Source organism: Microbacterium sp. MAH-37, assembly GCF_009758255.1.
In the GTDB taxonomy this organism is placed as follows: domain Bacteria; phylum Actinomycetota; class Actinomycetes; order Actinomycetales; family Microbacteriaceae; genus Microbacterium.
This window is the reverse complement of the sequence record NZ_WSEN01000004.1, coordinates 251,217-271,453: the sequence shown is the minus strand read 5'-3', so window position 1 is coordinate 271,453 and position 20,237 is coordinate 251,217. Positions and strand designations below refer to the sequence as shown.

The window sequence follows — 20,237 nt, the reverse complement described above, 5'->3', positions numbered from 1 at the left end:
CTGCGCCGCCTGGGCTCCGCTACCGGAGGGTGCCGAAGAGCTGGACCTCGGCCATGTTCCCGTTCCACCCGCTCGCATTCGTGATCTTGAAGTAGCGATACGACGCGTCGTCCGCGACCGCACGCTCGGACCACGTGTCGGCTCGGCTCGCCGAGAGGGGCTGAGTGAGAGTCGTCCAGGAAGCGCCGTCGTTCGATCCCTGCACGATCGTGCCATCTGCTCGGGCGGGGTGGCTGGCTCGCGGCAGGAAGAACACGTCGTGCAACTGCACTGACCTCCCGTCGCCGAAGTCGAGCGTGTAGTACGCACCCGCGCCCATCACCAGGTCACCCGCCGTCGCCGCGTCATCGTCGAACAACAGGTATCCGATCTTGTCGGCAGGCAACGGGTTGCTGCCCCACTGCGGAGAAGAGGCAACGACACGAGCGCTCTTCGCCACATCGATGCGATGCTCTCTGTCGCCGCCGACGAACAGGCTCTTGCCGTCGGTGGCACCGTACAGTGTCGGACCCGCCGCGCCGTCGGCCGTGTAGTCGACGCTGAGAGTGACCACGCCCGCCGCGACCCCGTCCAGAGCAACCGGCGCCGACCAGGTGGTGCCGTCGCTCGACGTCGCAGCCTTCTGGATACCCATGACATCGACGGTCACAGCCTGGACCGGCTTCCTCGTGGTGACGGATACGTCGACCGTGTCACCCACCGACACCTTCCCCGCGACAGCGTCCGGAGAGGAGATGACAGCCGAGGCGATCTGGTTGCCGATCTCGTGGCGTTCACCATAGATGTGGAACTCGGTCATCTCGAACACCCCGCGGACGATGCCGTAGAGCACGTCGGGAAGCTGCTGGAGCATCTGCACCTTGAGGTACCGGAACTGCGAATCGACGAACTCCGGCGCCACGTCGAGCGTGTTGTAGTCCTGCGTGAATGCCGTGACTCCCGGCGTGATCCTGGTCCAGTTCACGCCGTCGTTCGAACCGTACATCGTCGAGTTGGCGAGCCTGTCGGCGAAGATGTTGCTCTGGAAGCCGAACTTGCTGGCCGAGACCTTGAAGTCCGCGCCGAAGTCGAAGACGTGCGACATGCCCACGGCCTGGGGGTACGACGTGCCGGTCTGCTCATCCCCGTCGAGCAGAAGTGGAGTTCGCTCCTTCGCCGTAGAGGAGAACAGGACATTCCGGTAGTCCAGGCTGCCGTCGAGCGACGTCTTCGGCGAGACGAGCCGCAGTCCGTCTGCCGCGGCGACCATCTCCGCCAGGGCCGCCCCGTACTCCGCATCCGGGGTACCCCTCAGCGCCTTCTTGGCCGCGTCGCGCGCGGCGACGAAAGCGGCGTCTGTCGCGGATTCGTACCCGAGATCGGGTTTGTAGTCCCTCCCCGCGGCGGCCAGGGCGGCTGCGCGGGTCGGAGCAGTGTCCAACGCGATCTCGCGTGCGGCGACGCTGGTGCCGTCATCAGCCTCGAGGGTGACCTTTGCAGCGACCTGGCCGTTCCACCGGAGGCGGCCGGTGGCCGGATCGAGCGTCGCGCCGTCAGGCAGACCTGTCGCACTGTACGTGATGCCGTCCGCCCCCTTGGCCGCCAGATCGACCTCCAGATCGGCGCCGCTCCATCCGATGATCCGCTTGGCAGAACTCGTCGGGAACGTCGGCCCGTTCAGACCCGCCTGAGCATCTGTGTCGATGTGATCGATGTCGACGGCGGCACCATCCGTCTCGATGAACAGGATGTCGCCCATCGACCGCGTCGCCGTCACGTAGCGCCATTCGCCGTGGGTGTCCGGCACGGTGAGGTGCGTGTCGCGCCGCACGGTGCTGCCATGACTGACGCTCCCGAGATGGATCACCGCCGGTCCCTGGGTTCGCACACGGAAGCCCTGTTGCGGCTTGTTGTTGGCACCGCTGAGATATGCGATCTTCGCGCCACCCGCCATTGTCAGAAAGCCATCCCCCTCGGTGACATCCCCTGCGAGGTGGGTGTAGTGCTGCTCGATTTCGAGGATGCTGGAGTCGGAATTCGGGGTCGCTGCGGCCTCTCCGGCCGCCGCCGCGGGCGCGAACATCCAGGAGTCGCCGCCGCCGTCGTGACCATCCCAGCCGATCTGCTGCGGAGTCAGTCGCTTCTCGTATGCCTCGGCGAAGTAGGGGGCGATCGCCGCGACATCCTCTCCCCGCTGGTAGCGGTAGTAGTAGTACATCTCCCAGAAACTCGCCGTGCTGTAGCGGCCTCGATAACCGTCCGCGATGTGGTCGTAGGTGTCGCGGATCGTGCCGTCCGGTGAGATCGCGTAGCCGACGGGCGTCCACGCCGGGTCGCGTCCGGACATGAACTGCCAGAAGTAGTCGGCGGCCTTGATCATCCGATCGTCGAGGAACTCATAGGGCCCCACCGCGTCTGCGGCGGTGGAGACCGTGCCGTCGACGGGATCCACTGCAGTGCCCTGAGACAGCATCATGCGGGACAGCGCCGCGAAGTTCGTGAGATTGCCGCCGCCGTGGGCTTGATCACGACCCATCTCGACGAGCTGCACATGCGGGTCGGTGATGGCCTCCCCGGTCTTGTCATTCTTGTCGATCCATCGCGCCAGCCGTGCGATGGATCCGTTGAAGCCCTGATCCTGTGCGGTCGCGTTGACGGTGAACCACTCGACCTTCTGCTGGTACAACGGCGCATCGTCCATGAAGATCGAGCCGGCCATCGATCCCAGGAGGGGATAGTTGTGCTGATTCATGAAGCGGTCAGGTGACGACATGAACGTGGCGATCGCCGGTCGGATCAGGTTGTCGCTGAACGCTGTGGCATCGGCGTCGGTCAGCACCATCGCGGGGTCGTCACCACACGTCGTGTACCGGAGCAGTTCCGCCGCCGACGCCATGCGGAACAGCGGCACGCCGTTGTGGATGTGCGAGTCCGTGTAATACGAGAATCTGGTCGGATCCATCTGCTCCCAGTTGCGGATGATCGCCAGAGCATTCGCGCGGTAGATCTGCTTCCCCGTGAGCACATGCATGACGGCTTGTGTGTAGGCCTTCAGCCCATCAGCTTCGAACAGCCCTCGTGTACCCGCGTCGAACGCGGTCGTGCGTGGCTTGGTCGGATCGGCGCCGGCGTTCGAGGGCTTGACGTTCTCGGCCGCCGCGGCAGACCGGGTCAGGGCCTGATAGCCCGACACCCACGGCTCCTCGCCGGCCGCGAGCTGGGTGCGCACGTTCTGGATGATCGGCTCGGTGAGTCCGATCCCTGGATGCGCGAAGCCCTGTGCACTGGTGGTCGAGTGGAATTCGATCTCGCACGTGCCCGATGCCGTCTCGGCGTGCGCGGTCGAGTGCGGAAGCGGGCTCAGTGCGATGCCGAGCGCAGCGCCCAGTGCCAGCGCCCGCTTGAGCAGATGGGAACGTCGGGAGGTGACGCGCGATGGATTCATGATCCTTGCCTTCTCCATTGAGGGGGGACGTGCGGATGACGCAGATTGGCAAACGTTATCCGTACGGGACCATACCGAAACGGCAGTTTCAGGGCAAGGGATCGACTGGATCCCGTCGTTCGCCGGGAGCATCCTTGCGAGGTCGACGAGAATGTCGACGGTCTCTTCAGCCGGTTGAGCTCCGTCCGGAACAGGCTCGCCGACTTCCCTCAGCTCCTCCCGCGATACCGGTACGACAATCTCTTCGACTCCACGAAGTTCGCTGAGCGGTTCCCCGAGTTCCGCACCACCTCGTATCGAGAGGGTCTCGCCACGATCAACGCTGAGCAGTCCGCGGCATCCGCCTGACGGCTCCGACGTCGCTCCCCCGATCCACGGTGTCTACGCTTGAGATGTGGCGGAATCTCGTGGGCGGGTATGGACGGGCGTCATCAGGGTCGCACCGTCCCGCGGTGACCATCGCGTCGCGCTGCGGGCCGCCGTCAGCGTCGGGGTCCCGCTGCTCATCCTGTGGGCTGTCGGACGACTCGACCTCAGCATCTATGCGAGCTTCGGCGCCTTCGCGGCGCTCTACGGACGCACGGACGGCTTCGGAGATCGACTCCGGATGCAGGCAGGAGCAGGAGGCGTCCTGGTCCTGGCAATGCTCGCCGGCACCGGCCTCTCCGTCGTCGGTGCGCCGGCGCTGGTGTCCGTCGTCTCCGTCGCCGCGGTCGCATCATTGGTCACCTTGCTCGCGTACACGATGCGGTGGCATCCGCCCGGTGGGCTGTTCGCGGTGTTCGCGATCGGGGCGACGGCGAACATCCCGGCATCCGGTACCTCATTCGCGAACGTGCTCGTCGTCGGCGTCGGGAGCGTGCTCTTCTCGCTGCTGGTGACCACCGTGCTCGCGGCGGCCGGCGCTCGGCGCCTTCCCGCTGTCGAGATCACCAGGGTCCGGCAGCCGATCGGCGATGTCGCCTGGGAGATGGCGGTCACGGTCGGCCTGGCCACGCTGCTCGGCGGCGCGATCGGACTGCTGCTGGTGGGGACGCACTGGTACTGGGCGATGGTGGGAGCGGCCGCCGCCGTCAGCGGCGCGCACCTCACCGCACGGGTGATCCGCGGACTCCAGCGCCTGGTCGGAACGCTGGCCGGCATCCTGGTCGCCGCAGGCATCCTCGCCCTTCATCTGCCACCGCTCGCCGTGATCCTGATCGCGATCGCCTTCCAGGCCTGCGCCGAGATGTTCGTGGGCCGCAACTACGGCATCGCGATGATCTTCATCACACCGCTCGCGCTGATGATGGTGGAGCTCGCGGCGCCGTCCTCCCTCGAGGTGCTGCTGCGGGATCGGATGCTGGAGACGGTGATCGGCGTGGCCGCGGGAACCCTGATCGCGGTGATCTCCGCGGCGATCCGGCGCAGACAGGCGGCGTCCCGACGCTAGGGGCGCCCGGCTATATCAGATCATTCCTGTCGCGGTACAGTCCTGACCCCGGACGGAGGTCACGAGCGCCGGAGTTGTTGTCGTCGCCGCCTCGGGCTGGGTAACTGAAGAGAGTCCACAGCTGATACTCACGCATGAGGTGACCGCATGTCTGCCAGTTCCACTCCTTCGAGCCGAGCGCACGACCTCGATGCTGCTGCAGGGGATGAAGGTCTGTCCCGCCGCTCCGTGACGAGGGGGATCGCCTGGTCGCTCCCGATCGTGGCTGCTGCCGCCGCGACGCCGCTCGCGGCGGCGTCGACCCTGTGCAGCACGACGATCAGCACCAGTTCCGCCGTCTTCTCAAGGATCAGCGCCACGTCCGCGCTGTTCACCTGGATCGATCTGTTCGGCGACGGCAAGGACTTCACGCTGACTCTCAGCGCCGTCCACAACGGCGCATCGAACATGACCATCAACACCACGAACAACTTCCTGCTGGACTCGTCCCAGCAGGGTGGCGAGAGCCAGCCGAGTGTGCGCCTCTCGTTGGACACCGTGGATCTGCGCAACATCGGCGGCGGCGAGCGAGTGACGTTCAGCTTCGCGCTGAACGGCGCGCCCGTCACCGTCACCGACCTGTCGTACAAGATCAAGGACGTCGACGGATTCCAGGCGCAGGACGGCCGGGGCGGAACCGAGCGCGTCTCCGTGACCGCCGGCACGGGCACCTACAACTCCACATGGGTTCAGGGCCAGGGCACGGGTGCCGACCCGTGGCGCCCTTCCACGACCGCCCCGAACGTAGAAGTCGTTCCGGGCAGCACTGCGGGCAATGTGACGGTGGCAGCCGCCTCTGTCAGCGCGTTCGATCTCACCTTCATCGGCAACAACTCAGGACGGGCCGGCACGGATCGACCCAACCAGAACATCTGGGTGGGACCGTTCACGTTCACCGTCCAGGACCCGGTCTGCGCGCCGTGATGCCCGACATGGATCTCGGCACCGGGAAGTCGGCGCCGAGATCCATGTCGACGTACCCGTCTGTCCAGGCGATGCGGGCGAGGTCGAGCTTGGTGCGTGCGGAACGCCCCGCCGCCGTGTACTTGTCCCGAACCCTGGCCAGATACTTGCGCGCCGTGTCCGGCATGACCTCCAACCGGTCGGCGACTTGCGCGATGGAGAGGCCGGCGGCGTAGAGGGCGAGCACCCGCCGTTCCTGCTGACTCAGCCGCGGTGTGCCGTGCAGGCCTCGGATGGCCTCGTGCGCGCGAGGAGTGAGCGCGGTGCCACCGGCGAGCACCGTCTTGACCAACCCGAGGACCTCTCGTTCACCGTCCTCGACGGACGCGACACCCGCGACGCCTGCATCGAGGAGGCGCAGCGCGATGCTGCGAGATCTCAGCGGTGAAAGAACGAGGATCCGCATCCCGGCTTCCTGGAGCATGGCGACCATCTTCAACTCCCTGCTCGAATCTGGGCCGGTCGAGGGGTTGACGATGAGAAGGTGGGGCCACCGCTCTCGCTCGGTGCGGCGCAGCCATGCCAGGAACCGCCCCAGGGTCGAGGTGTGGTGGACGACCTGGAGCCCTGCGCCCTCCGAGAGCACCTCGCCGATGTGCATGCGCTGGAACGCATACTCCTCGACCACGGCTGCTCGCCTCACGCGCATCGGGCGCGCCCGAGTGGTTCCCATCATGTGCCCTCCCCGAACACCGGAGGCAGGAATCCTCCGTCATCTGTGAAGGTGTCCGCGAGAGCGATAAAGTGACGCGACGACATCGAACCGCTGGCGTCTCGTGCGCGCTCTATGCGGGTGCAGGGAGGACGCCATGACTGTCACCGCGACTGTCTGGAGGGGCTGCGGATCATGACCTCGCCCCTCGACGCGCTCCCGGAGGATGCCGACCATCGCGCTGCCGAGCGCGCGTTCACGGATGCCGGATGGACGCCGGCCGGCGCCGGCGACTGGGCCATCGCGCTGCGCGCGCCGGACGGATCGGCCGCGGTGCGGATCAGCCCGTTCGACCCGACCGGGCCGTACACGGCGGAGCTGTATCGCGCGGCCGCGCACACCCGGTTGGTGCCCGAGCTGTTCGCGCATCGGCGGCTGGCCGGAGGCGGCGACCTGCAGCTGATGGAGTGGCTGACGCCCGTGGACGAGTCGGATGCGCACGCCTTCCACGGGCTGATCGCCGACCGAGACGAGGCCGTGGCCGAGTTGGTCGACATCATCGACGGCATCCACGCCAGGGCGCTGCGCGAGCTGCCCTGGTGCGGTCCCCTCGACACGAATCCGTCGAACGTCATGCGCGGAGCCGACGGGCGTCTCGTCGTGACCGACCTGTTCTACGCCGACGGCCCGGCGCTGTACGCGACGGCCGGCGGCGAGCCGGATCTGCTCGTCGCCCGCATCCCGGCGCCGGAGCGACGCTACCTCACGGAGATCCCGCTCGCGGCATCCGGCCCGTGGCCGGATGAGTCTCGCGAGGACATGCGTCGCGGCATCGCGGAGGCGGATGCCCGGGCGTCCGGTCACTGAGCGCCTTCGTCTCCTGAGGCCCGGTCGAAGTCATCCGTTAGCGACGTGGCTCTGTGATGGACTGTCGGGCATGGGTCCAGAGCAACCGTTCGTCATCCCTGTGGAGGTCCTCGGCGGCATCGAGTCCGGCGACGACACGGACCGCGAATGGGTGCGCCAGCTGCCGTCGGTCGCCCGCGACCTTCTTCAGAAGTGGGATCTTCGTCCTGCCGGCGCGGTCCGAGCCGGCGAAGCGGGAGTGCTCGTGCCGGTGCGGCGCGCCGACGGGACGCCTGCCGCGCTGAAGCTGCAGATGCCGAAGCCGGAGACCGGGGCCGCGATCATCGGACTCGTCGCGTGGAACGGCCGCGGGACGGTTCGGCTCCTGGACAGCGACGCCGACCAGGGCGGGATGCTGCTCGAGCGGCTCCACGCTGATCGCAGCCTCGACGCCGTCGCAGACGACGACACTGCTGTGCGCATCGTCGGCGGGCTCTTCGCGCGCTTGCACGGCGTGCCCGGTCCGGACGGCCTCCCCCGTCTCGGGACGATCGCCGCCGGAATGCTCGCCGACGTCCCCGCAGCCAGACCGGTTCTGGACAGCGGTGACCGGACCCGGCTGGATCGCTGGACGCGCCAGATCGCCGAGGTGGAGGCCGAACCGGGAGATCGCCTGCTGCACTGGGACCTGCACTACGGCAATGTCCTGGCCGCAGATCGCGAGCCCTGGCTCGCGATCGACCCGGAACCCCTCATCGGCGATCCCGGGTTCGACCTCTGGCCCGCACTGGACAGCGGATGGAGTGCCGACGACTCCGTCTCGGACGCACCGCGCATCGTGCGACGGCGCTTCGACATCCTCACCGAGATGCTCGACCTCGATCGGAGCCATGCCGCCGCGTGGACGGCTGCCCGCCTGCTGCAGAACACGCTCTGGGACATCGAGGACGGGCATCACGCCATCAGCGCGTCCGCGAAGACCGTGGACGACGCCCTCGCATCGTTCAGCGTGTAGGCCAGGTCCCGCGATTCCGCGTGTTCATACGCCCCGCAGCCATTCAGCACGGCTGTCGTCGATGCCTCCGCGCCATCCGGACAGCGGGGGCGTGATGTCTGACCGGGGCCCGCCGGACCATGCCTCTTCGACCTCGCGGCGTGAGACGAACCTGTCCCAGCTGGGCGCGAGGGTGCTGGGCAGCACCCCGATCTCGGCGAGGCCGATGAGGATGCCGTAGCGCTGATACTTGTCGGTTCCCGGCACGATCCTGGCGCGGGCCACCGCCTTCTCCAGCGTGCTCGCCGTCGTCCCCGCGGGCTGAGCGGCCACCAGTTCCAGCAGCGCTCGCACCCGTTCGCGATCGTCTGCCGTCGGCGTCGGAAGCCCGGCCGCCGCTGCGGCCTCGAGATCGGGCAGGTAGTTGTACGGCTGTTCGTTCCATGCCCATCCGAGTGCGATGCGCAGGAGCACCTCGGTGGTGTCGATGGCGAACGCGTCTCCGTCGCGGACCTCCAGCCCGCAGTCCGGCAGGCTCATGCCGGCTTCGACGGCGGCCGACAGGTGTCGCGCCCACCCGAACGAGATCGCTATCTGACGGCCGGACGGCGCACTTCCGAGCCCGGCCACGAACGCCGCCAGCACCGTCCCCTCGTCGAGCGCGGATGCCGCGGCGACCGACCTCTCGAAGATCTCGACAGCGGTGAGGCGCTCGACCGCGTGGATGGGCCAGCCCGCGGACTCGGCGATGGTCACGACATCCGGATCGTCTGTCGGCTCGGCGCCCGCGACCCGTCCGGTGCGGGTGAAGCGATAGCCGTACAACCGCATCAGGCTGTCGAGTTCATCTCCGCGAGGAACGCGGCGCGGTGCAGTGGTGGTCACGCCTCAAGGCTAGAGGCGATGCGATCAGGCCCGCTCCGCGAGCGCCTCCTGCATCCGGGCGACCTCGTCGGCCGGCATCCCGTAGGTGTGCTCGACTGCGGGATAGGCGCGCGACCGCACCTCGTCGGCGTACTCCCGCACACCATCGATCGCGGCACTCCGCAGATCGGCGTAGCGCTTCACGAACTTCGCCTGGGGCCCGTCGAGCAGACCGAGCAGGTCGTGGAACACGAGCACCTGACCGTCGGCATCAGCTCCGGCGCCGATGCCGATCGTGGGGATGCGCAGCAGCGGCTGCAGCGCCCGCGTGATCTCGGCGGGCACGGCCTCGAGCACGATGAGCGAGCATCCGGCATCCTGCAGCGCGAGCGCGTCGTCGATCACGGCGAGCGCGCCGTCGGCGGTGCGCCCCTGGGCGCGGTAACCGCCGAGCGCCGTCGCCGTCTGCGGGGTGAGCCCGACGTGGCCGACCACCGGGATGCCGGAGGCCACGATCGCCCGCGCGCGGTCGACGGTCGTGCCGCCGCGCTCGATCTTGACCAGGTCGACGCCGCCCTCCTTCACGAAGCGCTGCGCGGTCTCGATCGCGAGTGCGTCGGATGCCTCGTATGAGCCGAACGGCAGATCGCCGACCAGCAGCGCGCGGGACAGCCCCCGTCGGACGGCGCGCGTGAGCATGAGCATCTCGTCGACGCTGACCGGCACGGTGCTGTCGTAACCGAGCACGGTCATCGCGCCGGAGTCGCCGACCAGCACCATGTCGACCCCGGCCTCCTCGGCGATCTGCGCGCCGGGGTGGTCGTAGGCGGTGACCATGACGATCGGGTCACGGGCATCCTTCTTCGCGGCGAGATCGCCGAGCGTCAGCCGGCGGCTCGGGGCGGGCGCGGCGCTCACTTCGTCTCGCTCCGCGGATCCTGAGCGAGGAGCGCAGCGACGAGACGAAGGGCGCCCAGCACGGCACTCATGCTGCCGCCTCCGTCAGCAGGGCGTCCACGACGTCGTCGACCCGGATGATGCGGTTGCCACGGTCCACGTGCACGACAGTCGGCTCGTAAGAGGCGAGGTCCTTGCGCGAGTACTCCGCGTACGAGATGACGATGATCGTGTCGCCGGCGTGCACCAGTCGCGCGGCGGCGCCGTTGACCTGCATCGCCCCCGATCCGCGCTCACCCTCGATCGTGTACGTGACGAAGCGCGACCCGTTGTCGACGTCGACGACGTGCACCTGCTCGTGCGGCAGGATGTCGGCGGCTTCGAGCAGGTCGGGGTCGATCGTGATCGAGCCGACGTAGTTCAGGTCGCTGCCGGTGACGGTCGCGCGGTGGATCTTGGACTTCAGCATGGTGCGTCGCATCATGCGCCGCCTTTCAGGACGTGGTTGTCGATGAGGCGCGCGGCGCCGACCCGCGCGGCGACGGCCAGCAGGGCCTCGCCGTCGAGCCGGGTGACCTCGTGCAGGTCGTCGTTGTCGCGCAGCTCCAGATAGTCGGGACGGATGCCGGCCTCGTCGAGCACCCGGCGGGCGGCCGCGACGAGCGCCGCGCCGTCGCGCTCCCCGGAGCCTGCGAGAGCGGATGCCGCGTCCAGAGCCCTGTTCAGCGCGGTGGCCTGCGTCCGGGCATCCGCGTCGAGGTAGACGTTGCGCGAGCTCATCGCGAGACCGTCGGCCTCGCGCACGATCGGGCACGCCTCGATGCGCACGTCGAGGTTCAAGTCGCGCACCAGCCGCCGCACGACGAGCACCTGCTGCGCGTCCTTCTGGCCGAAGTACGCGACGTCGGGCTGCACGATGCCGAACAGCTTGGTGACGACGGTGGCGACGCCGTCGAAGTGGTGCGCGCCGCGGCTCGCGCCGTCGAGCACGTCGGTGACCCCGGAGACGTGGATGCTCGTCGCGAACCCGTCGGGGTAGATCTCGGCGGCATCCGGGGCGAAGAGGATGTCGACGCCCTCGGCCCCGGCCATCGCGGCGTCCCGGGCCTCATCACGCGGGTAGGAGCCGAGGTCCTCATTCGCGCCGAACTGGGTCGGGTTGACGAACAACGAGACGACGACGAGGCCGTTCTGCTCACGCGCCCGGCGCATGAGCGAGAGGTGCCCCTCGTGGAACGCGCCCATGGTCGGCACGAGGCCGACGGATGCTCCGGTCCCGCGCGCATCGGCGACGGCCGCTCGCAGCTCGGGGATGGTGCGGATGATCCTCATGCGGTGGCCTTCTGTTGTGCTTCCGGATGTGCTTCGGATCCTGAGCGCCCTTCGTCTCGTCGCTGCGCTCCTCGCTCAGGATCCGCAGGTCCTCCGCCCCCGGATCCTGAGCGCCCTTCGTCTTGTCGCTGCGCTCCTCGCTCAGGATCCGCGGGTCCTCCGCCCCCGGATCCTGAGCGAGCGGAGCGAGACGAAGGACGCTCAGTCTCAGCCCCTTCTTCTCGCTCCGCTCGCTCAGGGTGCGGGGCAAGGTTCGCCTGCTCACGGTGCAGGGTGGCGGCGAGCACGCGAGTCGCGGCGGCGAGCTCGTCGAACAGGGCCACGAGCTCGGGCCGCGCGGCATCGATCGCGGCGCGCTGGCGGGCGACGGTCTGCTCGTCGCCGCGGGCGATGGGTCCGGTCAGCACAGATGCCGCGCCCTGAGACACCCAGTTGTCGACGGTGCGGCGCACCAGCGGGGCCAGAAGTTCGCGCGCATCCTCGAGACCAGCATCCCGTGCGACCTGCTCAGCAGCATCCAGCACGGTGAGCACGAAGTTCGAGGAGAACGAAGCCGCCGCGTGATAGCCCGCGCGGTCGTCGACCGCGAACGGCCGCGTTCCGAGCGCCTCGGCGAGTGAGGTGGCGACCGCGAGCGCCGCCGGTGTGCGCCCGGCGACGGCGGCCCCGATGCCACGGAATGCGTCCGGCCCTTCGGCGCCGGTGAACGTCTGCAGCGGATGCAGGCTGAAGTCGACATCGTCGAGTCCGGTCGCTCCGGAGACGTGGCCGACGAGCCCCGTCGAGACTCCCGCGGCGGCTTCGGCGATCGCGGCATCGGGAACGCACAGCAGCACGACATCGCTCGCGGGGATCTCCTCGCCGCGACGGACAGGGCCGTACACGGTCAGCCCCGCAGCTCTGAGCGCGCGAGCGAGCACGCTGCCGAGGCGGCCGGCGCCGAGGACGGCGACGGTCGAAGCGGGTTCGGAAGAGGTGCGCATGGCGCGTTGAGTATGACGCCGATCGGGCATCCCGTGCAAATTCGCGGATCAATCTGCGCGGTCGTGCGCCACTAAGTAAAGCAGAACAGGCAGATTTTCGTGATTACAGCGTGCACATCGCTCCGGGAGCTATCTGCTCTTGGAAGTGAACAGTCCTGCCGCGAGCGCGTACAGCAGCGGCACCGCCGAGACTCCCATCAGCACTCCGCCCCAGGCTGGACTGGTGGGCAGCAGCAGGACGCCGCCGATCAGCAGACCGGCGAACAGGACCGCTCCGACGGCGCGGCGCACGAGCAGCTCGAGGCGCCCCATCCGCCGCTCCAGCCGGCTGAGGTCGAACGTCAGACTGCCCTGCTCGAGCCTCGTGATCGCGGAGTCGATGCGTCCCGGCATCCGCCACAGCACGGCCGCGTTCTCGAGCGTCTGCTTGGCGAAGTCCTGCACGACGTTGCCGCTCTCTTCGCGCAGCAGGCGCTTGGCGTAGGGCTCGACCGCGTCCCACACGTTGAACGCGGGATCGAGGCCGCTGCACATGCCCGAGGTGAGCGACACCGCGCGGAACAGCATGAGCAGCCCCTCGGGCAACTGGAACGGCATCGTGCGGACGACCTCGCCGAACTCCATGGCGAAGTCCTGCAGCTCGTGCGGGTCGACGTCACGCAGCTCGGCGAAGCCCATGCCGCCGAAGCGCGAGAACAGGGTGGTGAGTGCCCGTTCGAGCTCGGCGTTCTGCGCCGAGGGCAGCAGCACTCCCATGTCCTGCGCCGCCGCGACGAGCTTCTTGCCGTCGCGCGCGGCGACGGCGATCAGCAGCGCACGCAGTCCGTCGCGGATGCCGGCCGGCACCTCGCCCATCATCCCGAAGTCCACGAAGGTGAGCCGCCAGGCGGGCTGGTCCCCCACTTGCTCCGGTCCCACTCGTTGCGGGTGTTCGCCCGCAACACCCGCAACGGTCGAGACCGGAGCCCCGAGGGGGTCAGCCCCCGACAGTTCCGGTCCCACTCGTTGCGGGTCGCCACCTCCCGCGCCCGCCCCAGCACCCACAACCGTTGAGACCGGAGCTGCGGAAGCACCAATCCCGAGGGGCGTCACGAAGATGTTGCCGGGGTGCGGATCGGCGTGGAAGAAGCCATGCGTGAAGACCTGCTCGAACATCACGTCGGCGAACACCCGCGCGACCTCGGACGGGTCGATGCCCGCGGCGCGCAGCGCATCGATGTCATTGATCTTGATGGCCGTGACATCGGCGAGCGTCAGCACCCGGCGGGTGGTCCGCTCCCATGCGACGGCCGGAGCCGCCACCCGCACGTCATCCTCGAAGTCGGATGCGAATCGCTCTCCGCTGGCCGCCTCGTGCAGGTAGTCGACCTCCTCGAGGCTGGTGCGCGCGAACTCCTCCACGAGCGCCGGCGCGTCGACGCGTTCGCGCACGATGCGGATGCGGCGCAGCCATCCGCCGACCTTCCGCAGTGCGGCGAGGTCGGTGTCGATGATGGCGTCGATGCCGGGGCGCTGCACCTTCACGACGACGTCGGCGAATCCGGCATCCGCCGCGGCCGCGGGCGAGAGCCGGGCGCGGTGCACCTGGCCGAGGGATGCCGCGGCGACCGGCGTCTCGTCGAATCGCTCATACGCGAGGGCGAGCGTGGTGCCTAGCTCGGCCTCGGCCAGTGCGCGGATGTCGGCGAACGGCACCGCCGGCACCTCGTCCTGCAGGCCAGCGAGCTCCTGCGTGACCTCGGGCGGCAGCACGTCGAGGCGTGACGAGAGGAACTGCCCGACCTTGATCATCAGGCCGCCGAGGTCGACGGCGAGGCCGTGGAAGCGCCGCGCGATGCGCAGCATCCGAGCCTCCCGCGTGCGATCCGCGGTGCCTTCGAATCCGATCCGCGGGAGCACGAGTTCGAACCACCACACCTGCACGAGCACGCGGGAGGCGAAGGCGAGGATGCGTCGGTAGCGACGGCGATGCGCCGACTGCGCCATGCGGGCTCCGATCAGTCGGCGGCGAGAATCGCGTACAGCTTACGTCGGGCATCCTCCAGTACGGCGACCGCCTGCTGCACCTGCTCGGGCGAGCCGGTGCGGCCGACCTGCGCGGCAGCGGCGGCGAGCTCCATGCCCGCCTTGGGAAGGGCGGTCAGGTGCGCGCCGGGGCGAGAGGCGGAAGCCTCCCACGGGGCCTGCTTGTCTTCGGCGGTCGCCTCGCGGCCGGCCTCGGTCAGCGAGTAGGTCTTGCGGCCGTTGTCTTCGACGGCCTCGATGAGGCCCTCGTCGGCGAGCAGCTGCAGCGTGGGGTAGACCGAGCCGGCGCTCGGCTTCCAGGTGCCTCCGCTGCGCTCGGAGATCTCGTTGATGATCTGGTATCCGTGCATGGGCTGCTCGGCGAGCAGGGCGAGCACGGCCGTGCGCACGTCGCCGCGGCCCATGCGCGGGGTGGGGATGCGCTGCTCGAAGGCGGAGCGCAGTTGGTCCATGGCCTCCCAGAGGGAGCCGGGGCCGCGGCCGCCGGATCCGAGGTCGAAGGGGTTTCCGAACCCGTTGGAAGAGAACGAACCGTTCATGATGGCCTCCTCGGTTCTGGCTGAACGATGGTTAACGATATATCGGTAACTGTCGTTCGGGAAGAGGTTCGCGGTCAGTTCCCAGTCTTCCGACGCCCCTCCAGCACGCCCGCGAAGGCGATCGCGACGAGGCCGGCGATCGGCACGACGAGCAGGCCCGCGCGCAGGCCGGCGTTGTCGGCGACGAGGCCGACCACGGGCGGGGCGAGCAGGAAGCCGAGCCGCAGCAGCCACGACACGATCGTCAGGCCCGCGCCGTGCCGCAGGCCGGGCAGCTCGTCGGCGGCCTGCAGCGCCGCGGGGATCAAGGTGGCGACGCCGAATCCGGCGGCCATGAATCCGACGATCGTGCCGGGCACCGTGGGGAACGCCAGCGCGAGCCCCATGCCCACGGCGACGATCACGCCGCCCACCCGCGCGACGGTGCGCTGCCCGAAGCGGTCGACGAGCCGGTCGCCGACGAGGCGTCCGACGAACTGGGCGCCGACCAGGGAGATGTAGCCGACGGCGGCGAGCGCCGCGGGCGCACCGAGCGAGCTGCCGAGGTAGAGGGTGGCCCACGACATGCCGGCATCCTCGACGACCGCGCCAGCGATGGCGATGAGCACGAGGGCGAGCAGGATGAAGACGGTGCGGGGAGTGATGCGGGGCTTCGTGTTCTCCTGCGAGACGGTGGGTGCCTCCCCTGCCTCGTCGCGGCCTGGCAGGCAGAGTCGGGCGGCGATGAGCGACACGGTCACGAAGATCACCGCCGAGATCGACAGGTGGATGCCAAGGGGCAGCCCGAGCGCGATCGCGGCGGCCGCCATTGCGCCGCCGAGCACGGCGCCGGCCGACCAGATCGCGTGGAAGGAGTTGATGATCGAGCGGGAGTAGCCGCGCTGCACACGCAGGCTGTGCGCGTTCTGGGCGACGTCGGTGATCGAGTCGGCGGCGCCGCCGAGCAGGAGGGCGAGGGCGAAGAGCACCGCCGAGGGCGCGAGCCCCGCGGCGAGCAGGCTCAGGCTGACGATGACTGTGCCGACCACCGCGACCTTCGCCGACCCGAAGCGCCGCACGAACATCGCGGCGGTGAGGCCCGCGGCGATCGCCCCGGCGGGGAAGGCCGCGATGGCGAGGCCGTAGGTGGCGGCATCCAGCCCCAGCGACGACTTGATCTCGGGATAGCGCGGCAGGATGTTCGCGAACAGGGCACCGTTGGTGAGGAACAGCAGCGCGGTGCCGAGCCGGGCGCGGCGCAGGGCGAGGGACGGGGAGGAAGGCATCCGTTCCACGCTATCGAGGCGGATGGACCGCCCGCCGCGTGCCCGACTGCGGATGCCAGGAACGACGCGCCGGAGCGCCCGCCCCCGCACACGGCGCGTCGCGTGTGCGATCCGAAGTTGGGTACGGCTGCGCGACGCGCCGCCGGTCAGACTGCGACCAGCTCCTGCAGCCGGTTCAGGCTGCGGCGCTGGTCGTCGAGGTCGTCGATGCGCTGCTGGACGACGTCGAGGTACTCGCGCAGGGCGTCGGCGACGCACGCGTGCAGGTGGACGCCGTCGTCGACGAAGCACTCCACGACCCGGGCGACGACGGCCAGCGGCATCCCTGCGTCGAGGAAGAGGCGGATGCGGCGCACGTCCTCGACCGCGGAGGGCGCGAAGCGCCGGTGTCCTGCGGTGGTGCGCACGGCGGTGATCAGGCCGTTCTGCTCGTAGTGGCGCAGCGCGCGCACGCTGACGCCGGTGCGTGCGGACAGCTCGCCGATCGTGATCGCGTCGTATGACATCAATTCCTCCGCGGGACTTGCATCTGACACTGGTGTCAGCTCCTACCGTCGTGGGCATGAGCACTGAAACCATCACAACGCGCACCGCCGACGACTTCTTCCTGCTGGGCGGCGATCTGCCGGTGCGGCGGATCGGCCTGGGCACGATGCGCCTCACGGATGCGACCGGCGATCACTCCCGCACGGGTGCGCACATCTGGCGCAGACCGGAGGATCCGGCCGAGCAGATCGCCCTGCTGCGCGGAGCCGTCGAGGCGGGCGTGCAGCTCATCGACACGGCGGATGCGTACGCGCTGGGCGACAGTGAGGAGCTGGTGGCGCGAGCGCTGCATCCGTACGCCGACGATGTGCTGATCGCGACGAAGGTCGGCAACGTGCGGCCGTCGCCGACGGTGTGGGTGCCGCTCGGGCATCCGGCGTATCTGCAGCAGCAGGTCGAGCTGAGCCTGCGGCGCCTGCGGCTGGAGCGGATCGACCTGCTGCAGCTGCACCGGCTCGACCCGAACTTCCCGATCGCCGATCAGGTCGGAGCGCTCGCCGAGCTGCGCGATCAGGGCAAGATCCGGCACATCGGGCTGTCCGAGGTGACCATCGACCAGCTGGACGAGGCGCGGCGCACCGCGCCGATCGCATCGGTGCAGAACCTGTACAACCTGTCGGCACGCGGACACGATGCGGTGATCGACCATGCGGATGCCGCGGGCATCGCGTTCCTGCCGTTCTTCCCGCTCGCTATCGGGTCGCTGGCTTCGCCGGACGGGGCCGTCGCCGGAGTGGCTCGTGAGATCGGAGCGGAGCCATCGCAGGTCGCGCTGGCTTGGCTGCTGCGGCGCTCGCCGAACGTGCTGCCCATCCCGGGGACGGGGTCGCTCGCGCACCTGGCGCAGAACCTCGGCGCGCTGCAGGTGGAGCTCAGCGAGGAGCAGTTCCGGCGGATCTCGGAGGGGTGAGCCGCGAGGCCTCGGCGCGTGCCAGACTGACGGCGTGTGGATCGGGTGGATCGAGTTCGACATCCTGCTCGGCGACGTGCAGTCGCTGAAGGAGAAGCGAAGCGTGATCCGCCCGATCATCGCCGAGCTGAGCCGGCGCACCGAGGCCTCCTGCGCCGAGGTCGGCGCGCAGGACCTGCACCGCCGCACCGAGATCGGCGTCTCGGTGGTCGCCGCGCACGCGACGCACGTGCGCGATGTACTGGATCAGGCCGAGCGGATGCTGGTGGAGAGGCATCCCGAGGTGACGGTGCTGTCGGCGCGGAGAGGGTTGCGGTCGAGCGGGGACTGACGGGTCCTCGACAAGGCTTCGGCATCCACTACCGGATCGGATGACGTGCATGCATACTGTAAGCATGCCTAACGTGCTGATCAGAGACCTCGACCCGGCGGTGCACTCCGTGCTGTCGGCGCGGGCCGAGGCGCGCGGGCAGTCGCTCCAGCAGTATCTGACTGCCGAGCTGACGGAGTTGGCGGCGAAGCCGACGCTGGAGGAGCTTCTTCTGGAGTTCTCTCAGCGCCCGCCGCAGCACATCCCGTCCGAGGCGATCGTCAAGGCCATCCACGACGGCCGACGCGATCGATGATCGTCATCGATGCGTCTGCCGTCGTGAAGCTGATCGGCGAGCACGGCACCACCCCTCGGCTGCACGAGCAGGTCTTCGGCGAGAGGCTCATCGCTCCCGATGTCCTGCCACTCGAGACCGCTTCAGCCCTGCGCGGCCTGAGTCTTGGCGGGCACCTGGACAAGCGCGGTCTTCTCTCCGCCGTCGACGATCTCATGCGCCTGCCGATCGATCTGCATCCGTCGCTGCCGCTGATCCCGCGCGTCATGGCACTGCGTCAGAACTTCTCCGCGTACGACGCGAGTTACGTCGCTCTCGCCGAGCTGTTCGGATGCCCGCTGCTGACCTTCGACAAGCGGCTGGCGAAGGCCGCGAAGAAGCACTGCGTGGTTGAGATCGCGGCGGAGTAAAGCGCCCCCGACCTCGGAGACCACGACGCGATACCTTGTCTCCCTGACCGTCCGACCAGCGCATCGGGCCGGATCCGTCGTCGTAACAGCCCGCCTGTACCTCGACGTTCAGAACGTCTTCTCCCAGCACTCCCTTGTCCGATGCTGTCGGCGGGGAGACAGCGCAGCACGCGGCAACACGCGGACCCGGTCACCATTCGAAAATACCCAGACACAAACTGTCGATGTCTCGCAGACGTCTCAATTCTGCGCAGTCAATGCCCGAAAAGCTGTGTCGCCCGACTGCGCTTATCTGACCGATAACCAGTTCGTCGGACCTCGGAACGCAGTCCGATGCTCCACACCGAGTGCCCTGGGGAGGGGCGTTCGTCTGGGGAGGAAGCGGGACCGTCTTGCGTGCGGCCCCGGCACCCTGACGACAATCGTCAATGAGGAGGAATGGGTTGTCATGAGTCAGCAAGCGCCCGCCGGGTGGTACCCCGATGGGGCCGGTAACGAGCGGTTCTGGGATGGTACGGCGTGGACCGAGCACTTGCGCGTACCGGCCGCTCCTCCCCCGGCGGCACCTCCGGCGGCTGCAGCGGAGACGAAGCCCGCAGGCATGTTCTCCAAGATGGGCTCGGCTGTTCGACGGGCCAGCGTCGACAGGAAGAACGCCAAGGAAGAGGCTGTACGCGACCACGAAGAGCGTGCTCGTGCGGCCGGAGCTCTCGTAACGAGCGGAACTTTCGGGGTGTCGACCATCGAGATCTATGAAGGCGGTTACGTCCGTATCGCAGAGGGTACTGGCGACCATACGAGGCCTGCCGAAATCACAAAGAGGACACCGTACGAGAAGCTGCGCTCCATCACCGTCTCTGCTTCCAAGGCCGAGATCGCAGCCGCGGCGTCAGCGGCCTCGGACGCCGCCCCAGGGTCCGCCCTCGAAGGTGCGGTCATGCAGGCGATGTCGGGGATCATGAAGGGCGGAAAAATCCTGTCGAAGGGCACCGCGGTCGGCCTCGCGACGACAGGGATCGCACAGTTCGCGGCCAACGCGTCCAAGAAGTCAATCTCGTCATCACGACCGATAAGACGATTCACACGCTCGCCAATCAGATGCACAACGGGCTCATGAAGTGGAGTCGCAAGGAAGACGATGCCGTCGCCAAGGCGCTGATCGAAGCCGGCATCACGGTTCTCGGCATCGAGGTCGAACCCGAGCCGCAGGCCACGAGCGAGGTTCAGCCCGCCCATACCTCCGCAACTCCCACCCTTTCTGAGCGCATGCTCGAACTCGCCGAGCTCCACCACGAGGGCATTCTGTCCGACCAGGAGTTCTCAGATGCAAAGGTGAAGTTACTCAGCGGTCTCTGAGCACGAGGCCGCATGAAAGCCGTACGGTGCGCTCGCGCAGGCAGGCGTCTACTGCTGATTCCGGCACCAGAACGCGATGTCCCCGGCTTGCGCAATCGTGACCAATAGCCGGTCCGCTCGGACCACGGAGCAGCACATGCCGCAGCAGTTTCTAC

General features: G+C 68.5%; 22 protein-coding genes and 1 pseudogene. 12 read left to right on the top strand and 11 right to left on the bottom strand.

The window, feature by feature from the left end; all coding sequences use genetic code 11:
* Positions 1–19 precede the first annotated feature (19 nt).
* On the bottom strand, positions 20–3,424 hold the full coding sequence (locus GON06_RS04735; RefSeq protein WP_157311150.1) for a hypothetical protein: 3,405 nt from the start codon (positions 3,422–3,424) through the stop codon (positions 20–22).
* A 174-nt stretch (positions 3,425–3,598) separates the two neighbouring features.
* On the opposite strand from GON06_RS04735, the gene GON06_RS04730 reads away from it, so the two are divergent.
* The 3 genes from GON06_RS04730 to GON06_RS04720 all read left to right on the top strand — a co-directional run bounded on the left by GON06_RS04730 (position 3,599) and on the right by GON06_RS04720 (position 5,819).
* A complete protein-coding gene (locus tag GON06_RS04730; RefSeq protein WP_198346605.1) occupies positions 3,599–3,772 on the top strand; it encodes a hypothetical protein in 174 nt (57 codons plus the stop codon).
* A 46-nt stretch (positions 3,773–3,818) separates the two neighbouring features.
* The gene (locus GON06_RS04725) at positions 3,819–4,856 is read left to right on the top strand and encodes an FUSC family protein (RefSeq protein WP_332837160.1); all 1,038 of its coding nucleotides are present in this window, start codon (positions 3,819–3,821) and stop codon (positions 4,854–4,856) included.
* Between the two features lie 147 nt (positions 4,857–5,003).
* Complete coding sequence (locus GON06_RS04720) at positions 5,004–5,819, top strand: hypothetical protein (RefSeq protein WP_157311149.1); 816 nt, start codon at positions 5,004–5,006, stop codon at positions 5,817–5,819.
* Here GON06_RS04720 and GON06_RS04715 read toward each other — a convergent pair.
* On the bottom strand, positions 5,788–6,534 hold the full coding sequence (locus tag GON06_RS04715; protein ID WP_157311148.1) for a LuxR C-terminal-related transcriptional regulator: 747 nt from the start codon (positions 6,532–6,534) through the stop codon (positions 5,788–5,790). The genes GON06_RS04720 and GON06_RS04715 overlap by 32 nt on opposite strands.
* Before the next feature lie 171 nt (positions 6,535–6,705).
* Between GON06_RS04715 and GON06_RS04710 the strand changes: the two genes are divergently transcribed.
* Together GON06_RS04710 and GON06_RS04705 are read left to right on the top strand one after the other, a co-directional pair.
* The gene (locus GON06_RS04710) at positions 6,706–7,377 is read left to right on the top strand and encodes a hypothetical protein (RefSeq protein ID WP_157311147.1); all 672 of its coding nucleotides are present in this window, start codon (positions 6,706–6,708) and stop codon (positions 7,375–7,377) included.
* A 70-nt stretch (positions 7,378–7,447) separates the two neighbouring features.
* A complete protein-coding gene (locus GON06_RS04705; protein WP_157311146.1) occupies positions 7,448–8,371 on the top strand; it encodes an aminoglycoside phosphotransferase family protein in 924 nt (307 codons plus the stop codon).
* Positions 8,372–8,395: 24 nt separating this feature from the next.
* On the opposite strand, the gene GON06_RS04700 is transcribed toward GON06_RS04705, so the two are convergent.
* The 9 genes from GON06_RS04700 to GON06_RS04660 all read right to left on the bottom strand — a co-directional run bounded on the left by GON06_RS04700 (position 8,396) and on the right by GON06_RS04660 (position 16,761).
* Positions 8,396–9,235 carry a hypothetical protein gene (locus tag GON06_RS04700; protein ID WP_198346604.1) on the bottom strand — a complete coding sequence of 280 codons (840 nt, stop codon included), beginning with the start codon at positions 9,233–9,235 and terminating at the stop codon, positions 8,396–8,398.
* A 24-nt stretch (positions 9,236–9,259) separates the two neighbouring features.
* Positions 9,260–10,132, bottom strand: coding sequence for a 3-methyl-2-oxobutanoate hydroxymethyltransferase (gene panB / locus GON06_RS04695; RefSeq protein ID WP_332837159.1), 873 nt, complete (start codon positions 10,130–10,132; stop codon positions 9,260–9,262).
* A 67-nt stretch (positions 10,133–10,199) separates the two neighbouring features.
* The gene (gene panD / locus GON06_RS04690) at positions 10,200–10,592 is read right to left on the bottom strand and encodes an aspartate 1-decarboxylase (RefSeq protein WP_157311357.1); all 393 of its coding nucleotides are present in this window, start codon (positions 10,590–10,592) and stop codon (positions 10,200–10,202) included.
* Entirely contained in the window at positions 10,592–11,443 is an 852-nt protein-coding gene (gene panC, locus GON06_RS04685) for a pantoate--beta-alanine ligase (protein WP_157311145.1), read from the bottom strand. Before panC ends, panD begins: the two co-directional genes overlap by 1 nt.
* A complete protein-coding gene (locus tag GON06_RS04680; protein ID WP_157311144.1) occupies positions 11,440–12,426 on the bottom strand; it encodes a DUF2520 domain-containing protein in 987 nt (328 codons plus the stop codon). The genes panC and GON06_RS04680 overlap by 4 nt, the downstream gene beginning before the upstream one ends.
* Positions 12,427–12,555: 129 nt before the next feature.
* Positions 12,556–14,412 carry an ABC1 kinase family protein gene (locus GON06_RS18630; RefSeq protein WP_232528155.1) on the bottom strand — a complete coding sequence of 619 codons (1,857 nt, stop codon included), beginning with the start codon at positions 14,410–14,412 and terminating at the stop codon, positions 12,556–12,558.
* An 11-nt stretch (positions 14,413–14,423) separates the two neighbouring features.
* Positions 14,424–14,990, bottom strand: a complete 567-nt coding sequence (locus tag GON06_RS04670; RefSeq protein ID WP_157311143.1) for a PadR family transcriptional regulator — start codon at positions 14,988–14,990, stop codon at positions 14,424–14,426.
* Positions 14,991–15,064: 74 nt separating this feature from the next.
* The gene (locus tag GON06_RS04665; protein WP_157311142.1) at positions 15,065–16,255 is read right to left on the bottom strand and encodes an MFS transporter; all 1,191 of its coding nucleotides are present in this window, start codon (positions 16,253–16,255) and stop codon (positions 15,065–15,067) included.
* Between the two features lie 146 nt (positions 16,256–16,401).
* Positions 16,402–16,761: a MerR family transcriptional regulator gene (locus GON06_RS04660; protein WP_157311141.1), complete on the bottom strand. Its 360-nt coding sequence runs from the start codon at positions 16,759–16,761 to the stop codon at positions 16,402–16,404.
* A gap of 56 nt (positions 16,762–16,817) precedes the next feature.
* Here GON06_RS04660 and GON06_RS04655 point away from each other — a divergent pair, with 56 nt between their 5' ends.
* From GON06_RS04655 to GON06_RS04630, 7 genes and pseudogenes are all read left to right on the top strand, one after another.
* Positions 16,818–17,711, top strand: coding sequence for an aldo/keto reductase (locus GON06_RS04655; protein WP_157311140.1), 894 nt, complete (start codon positions 16,818–16,820; stop codon positions 17,709–17,711).
* Positions 17,712–17,745: 34 nt separating this feature from the next.
* Positions 17,746–18,042, top strand: a complete 297-nt coding sequence (locus GON06_RS04650) for a DUF503 domain-containing protein (RefSeq protein WP_332837158.1) — start codon at positions 17,746–17,748, stop codon at positions 18,040–18,042.
* A 64-nt stretch (positions 18,043–18,106) separates the two neighbouring features.
* Positions 18,107–18,337, top strand: a complete 231-nt coding sequence (locus tag GON06_RS04645) for a FitA-like ribbon-helix-helix domain-containing protein (RefSeq protein ID WP_157311139.1) — start codon at positions 18,107–18,109, stop codon at positions 18,335–18,337.
* A complete protein-coding gene (locus GON06_RS04640) occupies positions 18,334–18,726 on the top strand; it encodes a type II toxin-antitoxin system VapC family toxin (RefSeq protein ID WP_157311138.1) in 393 nt (130 codons plus the stop codon). The genes GON06_RS04645 and GON06_RS04640 overlap by 4 nt, the downstream gene beginning before the upstream one ends.
* 448 nt (positions 18,727–19,174) lie before the next feature.
* A pseudogene (locus GON06_RS19150) lies at positions 19,175–19,276 on the top strand (DUF2510 domain-containing protein); the annotation flags it as partial.
* A gap of 51 nt (positions 19,277–19,327) precedes the next feature.
* A complete protein-coding gene (locus GON06_RS04635) occupies positions 19,328–19,843 on the top strand; it encodes a hypothetical protein (protein WP_232528265.1) in 516 nt (171 codons plus the stop codon).
* A complete protein-coding gene (locus GON06_RS04630; RefSeq protein ID WP_157311136.1) occupies positions 19,840–20,082 on the top strand; it encodes a hypothetical protein in 243 nt (80 codons plus the stop codon). Before GON06_RS04635 ends, GON06_RS04630 begins: the two co-directional genes overlap by 4 nt.
* Positions 20,083–20,237: the final 155 nt, after the last annotated feature.